The organism is Dictyobacter alpinus (assembly GCF_003967575.1).
Lineage (GTDB): Bacteria > Chloroflexota > Ktedonobacteria > Ktedonobacterales > Ktedonobacteraceae > Dictyobacter > Dictyobacter alpinus.
Genome location: NZ_BIFT01000002.1, coordinates 1,235,523 through 1,249,383, shown reverse-complemented (window position 1 = coordinate 1,249,383; position 13,861 = coordinate 1,235,523). Strand labels below are relative to the sequence as shown.

Here is a 13,861-nt window from a genome sequence, read left to right as displayed (position 1 = left end):
GAACCTGAGCTTTTCTGACGAAGCGCTTCAGCCTGGCAGGCGACTTCACTCACACGATTGAACGGCAGACTATGAAGCAGACAGGATTGAGTTTCCTTGCTGCTCAATTTTTGCCGCGGCCTGCTCAGGAGTGACTTTGCCTGCCATCATGTCGGTGATAATATCGTTGATGGTGGTCGCAAGCTGATCTTTGGTTGTCATCAGACTGGGTTGGAAGGACTGGAAGGCGCTTTCCATGGTTGGTGCGAACTTGCTTGGTTGAATATAGGTATTCAATTGTGAGAAGGCTTTTTTCTCAGCCGGAATATCGCTGAATTTGGCAAAGCTAATCTCAGGATCTGTCTGGGTTGCCCATTTCAAGAATTCCCAGGCGGCATCCTTGTTCTTGCTGTTCTTATAGATGGCCAGGCTATTCACACCACCTGTAATCACAGGCTGTTTGATCGTAAAGATCGGGGTAATCCCATAGTTAGGATTTTTGGCCATATCTGAGAAGAGCCAGGGTCCGACACGTGCAAAAGCAATCTTGCCAGTATCGAGGGCACCAATGTCAAAGGACCATGGTCCGTTGGTGAGTTCATTGAATGGGGGCGCCATTTTCTCGGTGAACAAACTCTTATAATCTTTGAGACCCTGAATACCCTCAGGGGTATTGATGGTCACCTTGGTTGGATTCACTGGATTATCAAAGGCTTTACCGCCATTCATACGGACAAACATATCATAATCTAGGATATCATTGGGGTTGATCGCGTATTGGACGGCCTTGCCACCCTGGAACTTGGTGAGTTTCTTGGCGATGGCCTTGAATTCATCGAAGGTCATGGCTTTGACAGGATCTGGCGCAGGGAGACCGGCGGCATCGAACAACGCTTTGTTGTAGCCCAGGACTGAGATCGAGGTACCGATTGGGAGTGCGAGGGTTTTGCCATTCCATTGGCTCAGAGTAACGCTTACAGGGCTAAGTGCGCCGGCTGAATTATTATATCCTGACATTGAAGTCAGATCGGCCAAAGCACCGCTATCGAAATATGGAGCCGCCATACCGCTCGACATACCGATAATATCATAGGCATTGCCGCCGGCTGTGGTTGTCTTCAACTTATCCCAGTAGTTGCCCCATGGTAGGATTTCAGGCTTGATTTTGATATTGGGGTGACTCTTCTCAAAATCCTTGATCCAGGCTTTCATGGAATTATCTTTGGCTGGCGTATTGCTCCACCATCCATACGTAAGGGTAACTGGACCAGAATTGGTGCCTCCACCGCTCTCACCACAGGCAGCAAGCAAGCTGCCGCCAATACCTGTGGCCATTGCAACTTTACCTGTTTGCGCCATAAAGCGTCTTCGTGACATTGAGAAATCCATATAAATCACTCCTTCGTGTCTAAATAAAATGGACCCATGCGTAACGTTATTCGATAGGATGAACTGTCAAGCGTTCATGCATGTTGACAGCTCAGGCAAAAGGGGGGACATTACCGTATTGGTATCATCCCTTGTCGGATAAAAGTTGATAAGTCCCAGGGGACAAGCGAAGTACAAGATAGAGAGCCGAACACGCCGGAAACTACTCAATGCGAAAGACTGAAGCGCGTTCAATCAAATCTACTTCCAGGATACTGGAAATACTGGTGTCGCTTGAATCATTGCTCTGTTCTAGAAGCCTTTTGACAGCGACCTCGCCGATAGCTTCTTTGTTGACGCGGATCGTGGTTAACGCAGGCGTCAGATGTTCAACCAGGGCAATATCATCAAAACCAATCACCGAGACATCCTCGGGTAAGCGGCGGCCATACTGTCGTAGTGCCTTCATGGCGCCAATTGCCAGTTCATCATTGGCACAGAAGAGCGCTGTAAAGGGCTCCTGCTGTTCAATCAAGCGTTGACAGGCCTGGTAACCACCATCAATCTTAAGATTGCCATGTTCCATGAGGTTTGTGTTAATCTGGATGCCAGCATCCAGTAATGCGGTACGATAGCCCAGGCTACGGCGTTGAATGGTATAAATTACATCGATAGGGCGAAAGCCTTGAATGACAGGGCCCCCAATAAAGGCGATCTTGCGATGGCCACGCTCAATCAAATAATTTACCGCCATGTAGGCGCCCTCGAAGTTATCGCAGAGTACAGAGTTGACCGAAAGACCGGGAATATGATTGTCAACCAGCACAAGAGGAATATCGAGGCTCTTCAGAACCTGTACTGTTTCCTGTTCAGCAGGACCGACCAGCAGGATACCACCCAGTTTCATGTCCTGAACAGTGGAGAATAATTCCTGTGGTGTCTGCACCAGTTCCATAATAGACCTGTACGTTACCTTGATATTAGAGCGCCGTGCTTCATGCTCAACGCCATTCAAAATATGCGTCCAGAAAGGATTGCTGGTGGTTGCGCCACTATCCGCCAGATCGCCATAGAGAAAACCGATCTCTTTAATCTGACGCCCACCTGTGCGAGGTGGTTCAGCGCTCACGATGCGCTCATAGCCCAGTTCCGTTGCCGCCTTCAAAACCCGATCGCGTATCTCTTCAGACACATTGCTGTGGTTATTGAAGACGCGCGAGACGGTTCCTACCGAAACATCCGCTTTACGAGCGACATCTTTTACTGTGACCGAGCCAATCACACGTTTGTTCCCTTCACATGTAGCTGTGGCAGGCGATAACTGCAACATCTACTCCGAACAATTCAATGAAAACAACAATGTTTCATTGATGAAATAATACAGTCATTTAACAAGAAAGTCAATACTTTTGCGGTGAATAAACAGGAATTTTAATAGAACCATCGTAAATTGTCTCGTATCATACAGCGCTTGTTTGCTAATGCCAGTGCACCAAAACAGGAAATTTCAGAGAAATGGCCAGAAATAAGAGGCTTCACTGGTGAAAATGTTACACGTTCATTTGAATTTGTACTAATGTATGCTCATGAGATGAGCAAGAATGAAGAAGTTTCTTTGAGATATGTATGTTATGCTCTTTATGCGCAAGAAAGGTGCATTACTTTTTACACCGAACGACTGAAGGGAGTTCCTTATGATAAATGGACCTGTGACAAAAATGGACCAGCGTTTCAGCGATCCAGATGCTGTGGCTACGGAGTGGGAGGAGACGCGCCACGTGCTTGAAGCCGCTGAGCTATTCTGGATCTCGACGGTCCGCTCTGATGGTCGTCCCCACGTTTCTCCTCTGGTTGCCGTGTGGCTTGATGGAGCTATCCACTTTTCTACCGGCACAGATGAACAGAAGGCCATAAACCTGCGTGAGAATCCCCACGTGATCCTGACGACTGGCTGTAACGACTGGAAAGAAGGACTGGATGTCGTGGTCGAAGGAGACGCCGTCCGCGCCACCGACGAAGCTATGCTTGCCCGCCTTGCTGAAGCATGGACGAAAAAATGGGACGGACAATGGCAATTTGAGGTGCGCAACGGTAGTTTTTATCACAAAGAAGGTGGGATGGCTCTCGTGTTCTCCGTGAAACCCACTAAAATTCTCGCGTTCGGCAAAGGTAAATTCAGCCACACACGCTATCAGTTTTAAATGAAGCAGAACGGAGGGAACTGACAATGACGAACGCAGGATTATCCAGGGCGCGACTTGGCCGTATGCACGATATCATGGCCGGTTATGTTGAGCGCGGTACCGTCCCCGGTCTCGTCACCCTGGTCAGCAGGCACAGCGAGGTTCATGTTGATGTTGTGGGGACACAGGCATTTGGCGAGGGCGCGCCCATGCGGCGGGATACCATTTTCCGCATCTCCTCAATGACCAAGCCGATTATCGCTGTCGCCGCCATGATCCTGGTAGAAGAGTGTAAGTTACGGCTGGACGAGCCAGTAGACACATTACTTCCCGAACTGGCTGAGCGCCGGGTGTTAAAATGGCTTGATGGGCCACTTGACGATACCATACCCGCCGAAAGATCGATCACGTTACGTGACCTGCTCACCTTTCGTATGGGCTTTGGACAAATGGTGGCAGCGCCAGACGCTTATCCGATTTTGAAAGCCGCCAATGATCAGCAGATCGGCATGGGACCGCCGAATCCTTTGCATATGCCTGAGCCCGACGAGTGGATATATCGCCTGGGACAGCTTCCACTCATGCACCAGCCGGGTCAGCAATGGATGTACAACACAGCATCTGATGTCCTTGGCATACTCATTGCGCGCGCCTCAGGACAGTCGCTAGAGGCGTTCTTACGCGAACGTCTCTTCGAGCCCCTTGGTATGAAGGACACAGGCTTCAGCGTGCCTGCGTCAGCGCTCGATCGACTGGCAACCAGCTATTGGACCGATTTCTCCAGTGGGAATTTTACTGTTTATGACGAGCCCATCGGCGGCCAGTGGAGCCAGCCGCCAGTCTTCCCATCGGGAGCTGGAGGACTGGTTTCAACCATCGATGATTATCTGGCCTTTGGTCAGATGATGCTTTCCCAGGGTAAATACAACGGTGAGCGCATCCTCTCCAGGCCATCAATTGAGACCATGACAACCGACCAGATCACGCCTGAACAGAAAGCGGCGACCAATCCCGCCGCTAATTTTCTTGACAGCCGTGGTTGGGGATTTGGCCTCTCCATCATCAACGTGCGTGATGACATCTCATCCGTTCCTGGTCGTTATGGCTGGGACGGTGGCCTGGGCACATCCTGGTACTCAGACCCCAAAGAAGACATGGTCACCATCCTGATGTCCCAATGCTCCTTTGCGTCCCCCAACCCCCCGAACGTTACCTTCTGGACCGCTGCCTACCAGGCCATCGATGACTGAGATAGTGCTTGTTTTTTACTCTCATCTTGGAGCGTACAGCCAGCCGCATGCGGGCCCTGAAGGGCCCATGCTTATTTTAAATGTGTTATCAAAAAAATGAGCCAGGCTCATTTTTTTGATAACACATTTAAAATCGTTGGAGCTTTGAAAACGCGAAACAAAGCTATGTAAACTATAGATTTCATGGAATCAAGCACTGTATTGGTACAGGCACAAATATGACGATAGATGTCATGTTTGTGCCTGTATAGTATTTAAAGACAAGAACTGTAAAACTGGATAGAGGGCACGCAGGAAGGTGGACTCATGCGTATCGGAATTAATCTAGGTCCCACGGGGAACTGGCCGGATATTCTGGCGGCGGCCCAGCAGGCAGACCAATTGGGGTTTGAGGCATTGAGTTTTCTGGATCATTTTCACGCGGATAAACTGGAGTGGCCGTATATCTCAGGCTGGGCGCTGTACGGAGCGTTGTCCATGAAGACCGAGCGCATCAAGTTGGTGCCGATGGTCATCGATCGCTTAAATTATTTGCCGGGTGTACTGGCCAAAGAGAGCTCGGTCCTATCAATTTTGAGTAACGGTCGTTTTGAATTAGGAATCGGGGCAGGCGATTATTTTCAGGAGGCGCGGGCCTGGGGATTAGCGATTCCTGAGGTGCAGGAACGTATCGATGGATTGAAAGAGACCATTTTGGCCTTGAGAGAGGTCTGGGCGGGCCAGAAAGTGACGTTTACTGGTCAATACCTGCACCTGCTAGATGCCGCCTGTACGCCTGTTCCTGTGGCTCCTATGCGCGTAGTCGTTGGTGTTGGAAATTCACGGCGGCTGATCCAGAGTGCCGTGGACTATGCTGATGAGCTAAATGTCTATGCCAACGAGGATTTGCTCCGCTTTGCCAGCGAGCAGATCGCCACCTCAGGACGCCACGTTTCTTTATCTGCATATGTCTGGGATTGGCCCGAACAACTCACCCAAAAGCTCCCAATCTGGGAAGCTATAGGCGTTGAGCGCACATTCTTAACCGTCTGGGACTTCAAACAATTACCCGAGATTGCCCAATGGATGACGTAAATCCTACAGAACAGCCTGTGCAAGTGTTTCTACACCCACTCTTTTAGAACGCCATGCGCAAGTGTTCTACATACCACTCTTTTAGAACGGCCTATGCAAGTGTTCCACATATCACTCTTTTGAGGAGGAAGATGGCGAGGCGGTTGCGACCGCCTCGCCATCTTCCTCCTCAAAAACAAGCGAGCGCCGTAGGCGCGAGGCGTAAGGGATAAAGCTTGTACATAAACATTATATAAGTACCTCTGCGCCTGACCCGGTTTATCCAGTGCTCTAATATAGAGGCTAAAACGTCTGGACAAGCTAATGTCTATGCATAAGTAAAATATCAAGCAATATGATAAGAAATTTCAAAAGAATTTTCTCATCTTTATTGTCTGCCAATTGACAAAAAGCGATTCACATGTTATATCTTCTTGTGAAATAAGTAAGCAACTGTCCAGGCGCTTGTGAAAGCTCGGGAGACCGAGTACCGGGTAGGCGATATCGCATACAGAAGGCAACATCTTGTATGTGTTTTATCCTTATCCGGTTTTCTTTTTGTCTACACTATTAATGTATGTGTAGAATCTTCTCTTCTTGTTGTCTCTCACAAATTTTCTACGGGCATTTGTGAGAGAAAATGATCCTGAAGCGTCGCATGCAAACTATGCTCTAAGCCACTCATTGGCTGCCCATTCGGCATGAGGCATGTTTTTCTGGAACGAGATAGCCAGAAAGCGCTCTATGTCGAATGGCATCCGACAGAATTCGATACCGACACTATGAAGTTTATTGTCTCCTACATTCAGGATCGCGTATTCGCCCCATGGTGGATTGCGTACCTCTTCCAACGGCCAACTACGATCCATCGCCATGCCAACACTACCGGGATTGATCAGTAGATGGTGTTTATAGCGCCGTAGCATCTGCTGATGTGTATGTCCACCTGCCAGCACCTGGGCGTTCGTGTCCCCAATGGCTTGTCCTACCTGCTCATCTGGTGTGGTTGGATGTAATTGTTCTTTGAAGGAACGAGGTGAACCATGATAGGCGAGCAGCGTCGTTGTCGCGTTTAACGACCATGTATACGTTGCGACAAAGCTCTCTATAAAAGATGTATCCTCCGCGCTCAACTGTTGCGAGCACCAGTATCCGATATCCTGTCCGTTACGTGCAAACGTTGAGCTCTGCTCCTTAAGCTCGGGTTTAAGTAACCAGGCATCTGTATTACCCATCACTACAGGACAGCGCAACTCGCGCAAACGTTGCAATACTTCAACAGGCTGCGGTCCCCCAAAGGCGACATCACCCAGACAGAGTATCTGTGTGATCCGCCGTCGGCTGATATCAGCCAGAATTGCATCCAATGCCACCAGATTCCCATGAATATCCGCGATTAATGCCAGTTGCATAGAGAGGTCTCCATCATTCTATCTAAAAGTGGTCAGACAATTATAGTGATTATAAGGTATATAATGCATGTTTTCTATATTTAGCCCATTCATTGGTGCCATTCATTTTTTTCAGCGGCACGCGCCCAATAGGAGCCTCCCCCCCGAGAAATGCAATGTAGCTGCGACCGCTGAGGGTCGCAGCTACTACGTGCTGGCCTCAGGCGATGTGAGCGTTGCTTGTCGAACGTGTTTATTCAGGGTGGTTGCAATGGCGAGCAGGATCAGCCAGGCGCCTAGAATGAGGGCGCTGCGTTTGGCTCCGATATCTTGAATAAGCAGGCCGCCAAGGACGGCTCCGATGGATTGGGCTCCTCGAATTACCATCTGTACAGTACTGCTCATGCGACCACGCATGGAATCGGGGGTGGTCGTCAGACGATAGCTATCGAGCGCAATATTATAGATTGGGGCGACCAACTCTTCGGCTGCGGCGATGATACCCATAAAGATGGCGTTGGGCGCGACCGCGTAGAGCGGAAACATTAGCGCTTCTAGCCAGAGCATGCTGATCGTGATCGTGCCAAATGAGAAGTGTTGTCGTGCCTGGTTGCTGGCAATATTACCAATGATCGCGCCGACCGCTGCCGCGGTAAAGATAGCTCCGATGCCGCCTGGTGATGTATGCAGTTCTTTTGCCAGGATCAAAATGACCAGGTAGCCCGCGCCATAGCGCAGGCTATCGGCTCCATTGATGATGGTGAGAAATCTGAGTAGCGGCTGTTTCCATAACCAGGAAAAGCCTTCGGCGATGGTCTGATGCAGTGGTAGATGAGAAGCTTTCTCGCTCCTCTGGAAATTTCCACGTATGAAGCTCAGTGAAAAAACTGAGACGCCAAAAGAGATCGCGTTGACCAGAAAGGGAAAGACGCTATTGATGGTATAGAGGGCTCCACCAAGTAGAGAGCCGAGGGTACGTACGCTGGAATATGCTACCTGGGACTGTGATAGGGCGGTTGGCAGTTGCTCGCGTGTGACTATATTGGGTAATGTCGCTGTATTGGCGACACTGAAAATCGTTCCCAATGCACCTGCTAGCGTGACCACCACATAGATCTGTAGCATACTTAGTACATGAAACCAGAAGGCAAGCGGAATCGTCAGGACCAGCAGCATGCGGCCCGCATCGCAAGCCAGCATAATCCTTTTGCGGTTCCAGCGATCTGCCAGCACACCAGCCAGCGGACTGATCACGATGACGGCGATGGTATTCAAACTGACGGCGATACCCGCCTGAACAGGCGAGCCTGTAAAGGCCAGGATCAGTAGGGGAAGAGCAATAAATTGTTGTTGATCGCCTACAAACGAAACAAGCTGACCACCTTGTAAGAGCAGGTAGTTCCAATTGCGCCAGAGTGCTGGTGAGCCTGTATTTTTTGATGTACGTGACAGCATTTTTGATAGACTCCATTCTCATGATGTATTTTCAGGACACAAAAAGGCCCTGGGAAACGCTGATAACTCGCCCCAGGACCTGTTTACACATGAGAAAATGGACAAGAACAAGGCCGTGGGCGAGAACTGTTTTGTTTCACCCACGGCCGACTGGTCCGACGTTTTGCTCGTGTTTATGCTTAGTTCATGTCAACGTCTTCCCCAAAAAAAGGCATAGTACGGCCCTGGGCGACACGCAATGCGGAAACACGTGCAAAACGGAAGCGAAAACACCATGTTATGGTGAGCCCCGTCATCGCGCCAGCCATACCGATCCCTTTCTTTTTCCTGTGTTGTTGTAATCTTTAACACTTTTTACGTAGTATGAAAGTTAAAATAGCACATCTCTTTTTATGTGTCAACCAGCCGCATTTAATAGGGATGTCATTCATTTTTTGCAAAGGTATGCATACCATCGTGGAATTTAATGGTAGTGCGCCAGGAAAAAGCATAGCTATGCTCACTGTGAGCTCTATGGTAGAATAGGCACAACATTGATAGAAATAAAGCGATCTACGATAACAGTAGCACATGGTCGCCAGGAAGGATCTCAGGAGATAACAGCATGCAAGCCGATAAATCTGATGCCCTGAAACGACTCAGGTATATTGAGGGTCATCTTAATGGGATTCGCAAAATGATTGAAGATGATAAATATTGCGTTGATGTTTTGCGGCAAACGTATGCGGTGCGCAAAGCTATTGAAAAGCTGGAAACGCTGCTGGTTAAAGAGCATCTACATACGTGTGTTCCTGATGGTATCAAAAATGGCGAGACCGACAAAATTGTTGAGGAATTGGTCCAATTGTATAATCTGGCCGGCAAGGATTAATATCCAGTCCTACCGTGCGCTGCGCATGGTAGGACTGGACGTTTTTTAGAGTATCTCTTATTGTTGCTTTGAGCGTCCAAACCGGCGTAGTCGCAGGGAATTGCTGACGACCGTGACGGATGAGAGGGCCATAGCGGCGGCCGCGAAGATCGGTGCATTGTCCCTCAGAGAAGGAATCAATGGTGAAAGGATCGCGGTCGGAATCAAGATAACATTGTAGGCGAAGGCCCAGAAGAGATTTTGCTTGATTGTACGCAGCGTGGCACGTGATAATTCCAGCGCAGTGGCGACACTCTGCAAATTGCCTTTGACCAGGGTGATATCGGATGCTTCCATAGCGATATCTGTGCCTGTTCCCATGGCGATGCCGGCATCAGCCTGAACGAGGGCCGGCGCATCGTTGATACCATCACCAGCGAAGGCTACTACTCGTCCCTGCTCCTGCAAACGTTTGACCTGATTGGCTTTATCTTCGGGCAACACTTCGGCCAGAACATGGTCGGCAGGTATACCAACCTGAGCCGCAATCGCCTGAGCTGTTCGTTGATTATCGCCTGTAATCATCCAGACGGCCAGACCTTGCTGCTGCAAATTTTCGATGGCTGCCCGTGAATCATCCTTTACAGTATCGGCGACCGCGATCAAGCCAGCCATAGTGCCATTAATGGCTACCAGCATCACCGTTTTCCCTTGTCCCTCTAATACCTCTAAATGCTCGTTGAGTATATGAGTGTCGATAGCGTTTTCACGCATCAGAACGCGTGTGCCGACTACTACTCTATGTCCTTCTACCTGTGCTACCAGACCACGTCCTACCAGGGCCGTAAAAGCGTCAGGAGTGGCCCCCAGGGAAATATCCTGTGCCCTGGCTCCTGCTATAATCGCTGTTGCCAGGGGATGCTCTGATCCCTGCTCCGCTTCGGCTGTCAGGCGTAGTAGCTCTGTCTGGTCGATGCCCGGCAGTGCCAGCACATTGGTCAGCTCGGGTTTCCCTTTAGTAATCGTGCCAGTTTTATCCAGCAAGATAGCGCTGACCGCTTGAATACGTTCCAGGCTCTCGCCGCCTTTAATCAGGATACCCTGTTCCGCGCCTTTGCCAGTTCCGACCATGATCGCCGTCGGTGTTGCCAGACCCAGCGCACAGGGACACGCCACCACCAGAACCGCTACCGCTGCCACAATGGCAATCATCCAGGGACTACTCATGGCTGTGGAGTCCATTGCACCCATTGCACTGCTCGTAGCACCAACTATACCCAGGCTACCTGTAATCGTCCAGCCGATAAAGGTCAGGACCGCAATGATCAGGACGATAGGGACAAAGATGCTAGAGATCGTGTCAGCCAGGCGTTGAATGGGTGCTTTTGAGCCCTGTGCTTGCTCAACCATGCGAATGATATGTGCCAGCATGGTATCGGTTCCCACTTTTGTGGCCCGCATACGTAACAGTCCACGCTGATTGATGGTTGCGCCGATCAGCGTATCGCCCTCGCTCTTCTCAACCGGCATACTCTCACCGGTGATCATGGCTTCATCAATAGAAGATTGGCCCGTGAGTACCGTTCCATCGACCGGAATCTTTTCTCCCGGGCGTACAATCAGTTCATCCCCGACCTGTACTTGCTCGATCGGCACATCCAGTTCCTGGTTCGCACGTACAACATGGGCGGTGCGCGCCTGTAATCCCATCAGTTTCTGGATCGCCTCGTTGGTCTGGCCTTTTGCGCGCGCCTCCAGATATTTTCCCAGGTAGATGAGTGTAATGATCAAGGCGGCTGTATCATAAAAGGTCGTTGCCCCGATCAGATCTGGAAAGAAGGTTGCCACGATGCTCATCAGGTAGGCGGCCGTTGATCCGAGTGAGATCAGCGTATCCATATTAGCGCTCAGGTGCCGAGCCGTTTTTAGCGCCGTACGATGGAAGTTCCAACCCACGATAGCCCAGACCGGCGTAGTCAGAATGAGCAATAAGATATTCTCACCAGGAAAACGATTCATGAAAAACATATTCAAGATCACAACAGGAAGCGAGAGCACGATGCCCAGGAGCAGCAGGTTACGCTTACGGACCAACTCAGCCTGTCGGCGTGCGCTCTGGGCCTGAGTCGGTGTGAGTTGAGCTGTGTTTGGCTGTTCCGTCTCGCCCGGAACCTCGATGGACTGGATAGGTTGTGGCACTGCCTGTTGTATCTCTAGTGCTGGCCCTTGCTGCTCTACAGGAGGCAGCGGAGGAGCAGTTGGAACTTCAACAGGAATAGCTTTATAGCCGATGGCATCGACTTTTTGTACCATCTTAGCCACATCGGTTTGCGCTGGATCATAGGTGACAGTGCCTCGCTCGGTCGCCAGATTCACGCTGGCATCCAGCACGCCGGGCAACTTCTTGAGTCCTTTCTCGATACGCATCGAACAGGAAGCACACGTCATCCCCTCCAGCATAAACTGAGCATGCTGCTGTATATCTGTAGCGCTGGAAGGCGCATGTTTGTTACTCGCATGATCCTGACTCATATCTATCGTCATGCCACATCCCTCTTCTCTCTTTAAAGCCATATACCCATACCCCCTGGGGGGGGATATGATTACTATAGACCTCCCTTGAAAGTTTGTCAAGTAGATTCAAGCCTCACCCTCGATTGATAACCCTCACTTCACAGGTAATCTTAGCGTGCAGGAGAATATCCGAAGAAATGTGATTCCCTTCTAAACCGCAAAATGCCTCTACTTGCGATTTTAAGGCCATTACACGCCCCTTTGATGAACATAATAGATAATTGTACCATTGAATGATAAAAGACCCAAAAATTGATCGTAGCGGCAGGGCTTGCCCCTGCGACCAGCACCACGTATGAGCAGGTCCAAGCCAGAAACTGTCCACGCTTTGATCTGCCAGCCTTAAGTAAACATGTTTGAGGAACATTTCATACGTGAACCGGTAGTAGGGGCAAGCCCTACCGCTACGCCTGAGATCGCTTTTTTTATCTAGTATGGCGCGGGAAGTTGAAAGTTATTCGTGGCGATCGAGCGCCAGAAAGCGTTATCCATGGCCGTCCTTTTTTTGTCTTATGATATCCAAATCTCTTTTCTAGCACAAGTGAAAAAGCAACCTGACAGCATATTATCTTGCTTGTCTGTCCCATTTTATTTCAAGTTATTCGTATAAAGACCTGTATAGCTGAAAAAATTTTATAAAGAGCGGAATATAAGGATAAGCATGCAGCTCTTGAAGCAGATTTTTAGATATATAAAAGATAGATAATCAGGCTACGTTAGGAAGAAAGAAAGAAAGAGGAAAGAGAACATGAATACCGAAGCTCCTGCAACTATTATCGGTGTTTTTCGAGACCAGAGTCTTGCTGAGCAAGCATATACTGAATTACAACGCTCAGGCTGGCAACAAGGAGAGATAAAGTTGGTGAGACAGCATTCAGAGGGCATGTTGTCTGCCTTTAAGAAAAATTTTGCGGATAAAAACATTCAGGCAGATGAAGATGCCAGTATATTGGAGCACCTGAATTTGCCAGAAGATCAACTGCAATCCTATCAACGCGAATTTGGCGCTGGCTCCACACTCATTATGGTCCAGGCACATAATCGTCCTCTAGAATGTCGCGATATCCTGCATCGCTATGGTGCCTATAATGTGTTTATACCCACGGAGCCGGGAAAAGAACACGTTGTTCAGCTGCGTGAAGAGCGGGTAAATATCCAAAAGAACTGGGTTGAGGTAGGGGAAATTCGCGTTCATAAACGTGTGATTACCGAGGATAAGACCTTTACTATTCCTGTGACTCGCGAAGAAGTAACCATTGAGCGACTCCCAGGAGGAAATACAGCTGCCTCGCCACACGCCGCTAATGATAACCTGGATAACGATCCAGCCCTGAATGAGCAGGTTGCCCTGGCTAATGGGGATACAACTGAAACCTTACGCGATGGCGGCACAATCAGAATCCTTGTTCATGAGGAGCAAGTTATCTTTGACAAGCGACCAGTCGTCGTGGAAGAGATCATAATTCATAAAAAGGTGCAGCAAGAAAATACCCAATTTGTAGAGACCGTGAAACATGAAGAAGCTTCCATCAGTCAGCATGGAAACGTTCCTGTTCATGAGCAACCTGCGGGAAATGTGTTACGAGTAAAAGATTAAAGTGCGTGTCTGTTAATAGTATTCAACAAGCGACATGGATTTTGCAATCCATGTCGCTTGTTATTTTATCTGCAGTCTTTTGCAGATAAAATATAAGAAAAAAGGAACATAAGAAAAAAACGTTATTGATTAAAATTACTTAAGCAACAGATGAGGTCTTT

Annotated in this window: 10 protein-coding genes; 5 read left to right on the top strand and 5 right to left on the bottom strand. The window is 49.2% G+C overall.

Annotated features, from left to right (window positions below):
- Positions 1 to 69 precede the first annotated feature (69 nt).
- Together EL633_RS27495 and EL633_RS27490 are read right to left on the bottom strand one after the other, a co-directional pair.
- Positions 70 to 1,368, bottom strand: a complete 1,299-nt coding sequence (locus tag EL633_RS27495; RefSeq protein ID WP_126630439.1) for an ABC transporter substrate-binding protein — start codon at positions 1,366 to 1,368, stop codon at positions 70 to 72.
- Between the two features lie 202 nt (positions 1,369 to 1,570).
- Entirely contained in the window at positions 1,571 to 2,629 is a 1,059-nt protein-coding gene (locus EL633_RS27490; RefSeq protein ID WP_126630438.1) for a LacI family DNA-binding transcriptional regulator, read from the bottom strand.
- Positions 2,630 to 3,044: 415 nt separating this feature from the next.
- Here EL633_RS27490 and EL633_RS27485 point away from each other — a divergent pair, with 415 nt between their 5' ends.
- The 3 genes from EL633_RS27485 (at position 3,045) to EL633_RS27475 (ending at position 5,854) form a co-directional block, all read left to right on the top strand.
- The gene (locus tag EL633_RS27485) at positions 3,045 to 3,548 is read left to right on the top strand and encodes a pyridoxamine 5'-phosphate oxidase family protein (RefSeq protein ID WP_126631908.1); all 504 of its coding nucleotides are present in this window, start codon (positions 3,045 to 3,047) and stop codon (positions 3,546 to 3,548) included.
- 26 nt (positions 3,549 to 3,574) lie between these two features.
- Complete coding sequence (locus EL633_RS27480; RefSeq protein WP_126630437.1) at positions 3,575 to 4,780, top strand: serine hydrolase domain-containing protein; 1,206 nt, start codon at positions 3,575 to 3,577, stop codon at positions 4,778 to 4,780.
- A gap of 306 nt (positions 4,781 to 5,086) precedes the next feature.
- On the top strand, positions 5,087 to 5,854 hold the full coding sequence (locus EL633_RS27475) for an LLM class flavin-dependent oxidoreductase (protein ID WP_126630436.1): 768 nt from the start codon (positions 5,087 to 5,089) through the stop codon (positions 5,852 to 5,854).
- A gap of 644 nt (positions 5,855 to 6,498) precedes the next feature.
- Here EL633_RS27475 and EL633_RS27470 read toward each other — a convergent pair.
- Entirely contained in the window at positions 6,499 to 7,245 is a 747-nt protein-coding gene (locus EL633_RS27470; RefSeq protein ID WP_126630435.1) for a metallophosphoesterase family protein, read from the bottom strand.
- Positions 7,246 to 7,431: 186 nt separating this feature from the next.
- Positions 7,432 to 8,679, bottom strand: coding sequence for an MFS transporter (locus tag EL633_RS27465; protein ID WP_126630434.1), 1,248 nt, complete (start codon positions 8,677 to 8,679; stop codon positions 7,432 to 7,434).
- 604 nt (positions 8,680 to 9,283) lie between these two features.
- Between EL633_RS27465 and EL633_RS27460 the strand changes: the two genes are divergently transcribed.
- A complete protein-coding gene (locus tag EL633_RS27460) occupies positions 9,284 to 9,550 on the top strand; it encodes a metal-sensitive transcriptional regulator (protein WP_126630433.1) in 267 nt (88 codons plus the stop codon).
- Positions 9,551 to 9,607: 57 nt separating this feature from the next.
- Here the strand turns inward: EL633_RS27460 and EL633_RS27455 are convergent, their stop codons facing one another.
- Positions 9,608 to 12,073, bottom strand: a complete 2,466-nt coding sequence (locus EL633_RS27455; RefSeq protein WP_246039270.1) for a heavy metal translocating P-type ATPase — start codon at positions 12,071 to 12,073, stop codon at positions 9,608 to 9,610.
- 778 nt (positions 12,074 to 12,851) lie between these two features.
- Here EL633_RS27455 and EL633_RS27450 point away from each other — a divergent pair.
- Positions 12,852 to 13,700, top strand: coding sequence for a YsnF/AvaK domain-containing protein (locus EL633_RS27450; protein ID WP_126630457.1), 849 nt, complete (start codon positions 12,852 to 12,854; stop codon positions 13,698 to 13,700).
- The last annotated feature ends 161 nt before the right edge of the window (positions 13,701 to 13,861 follow it).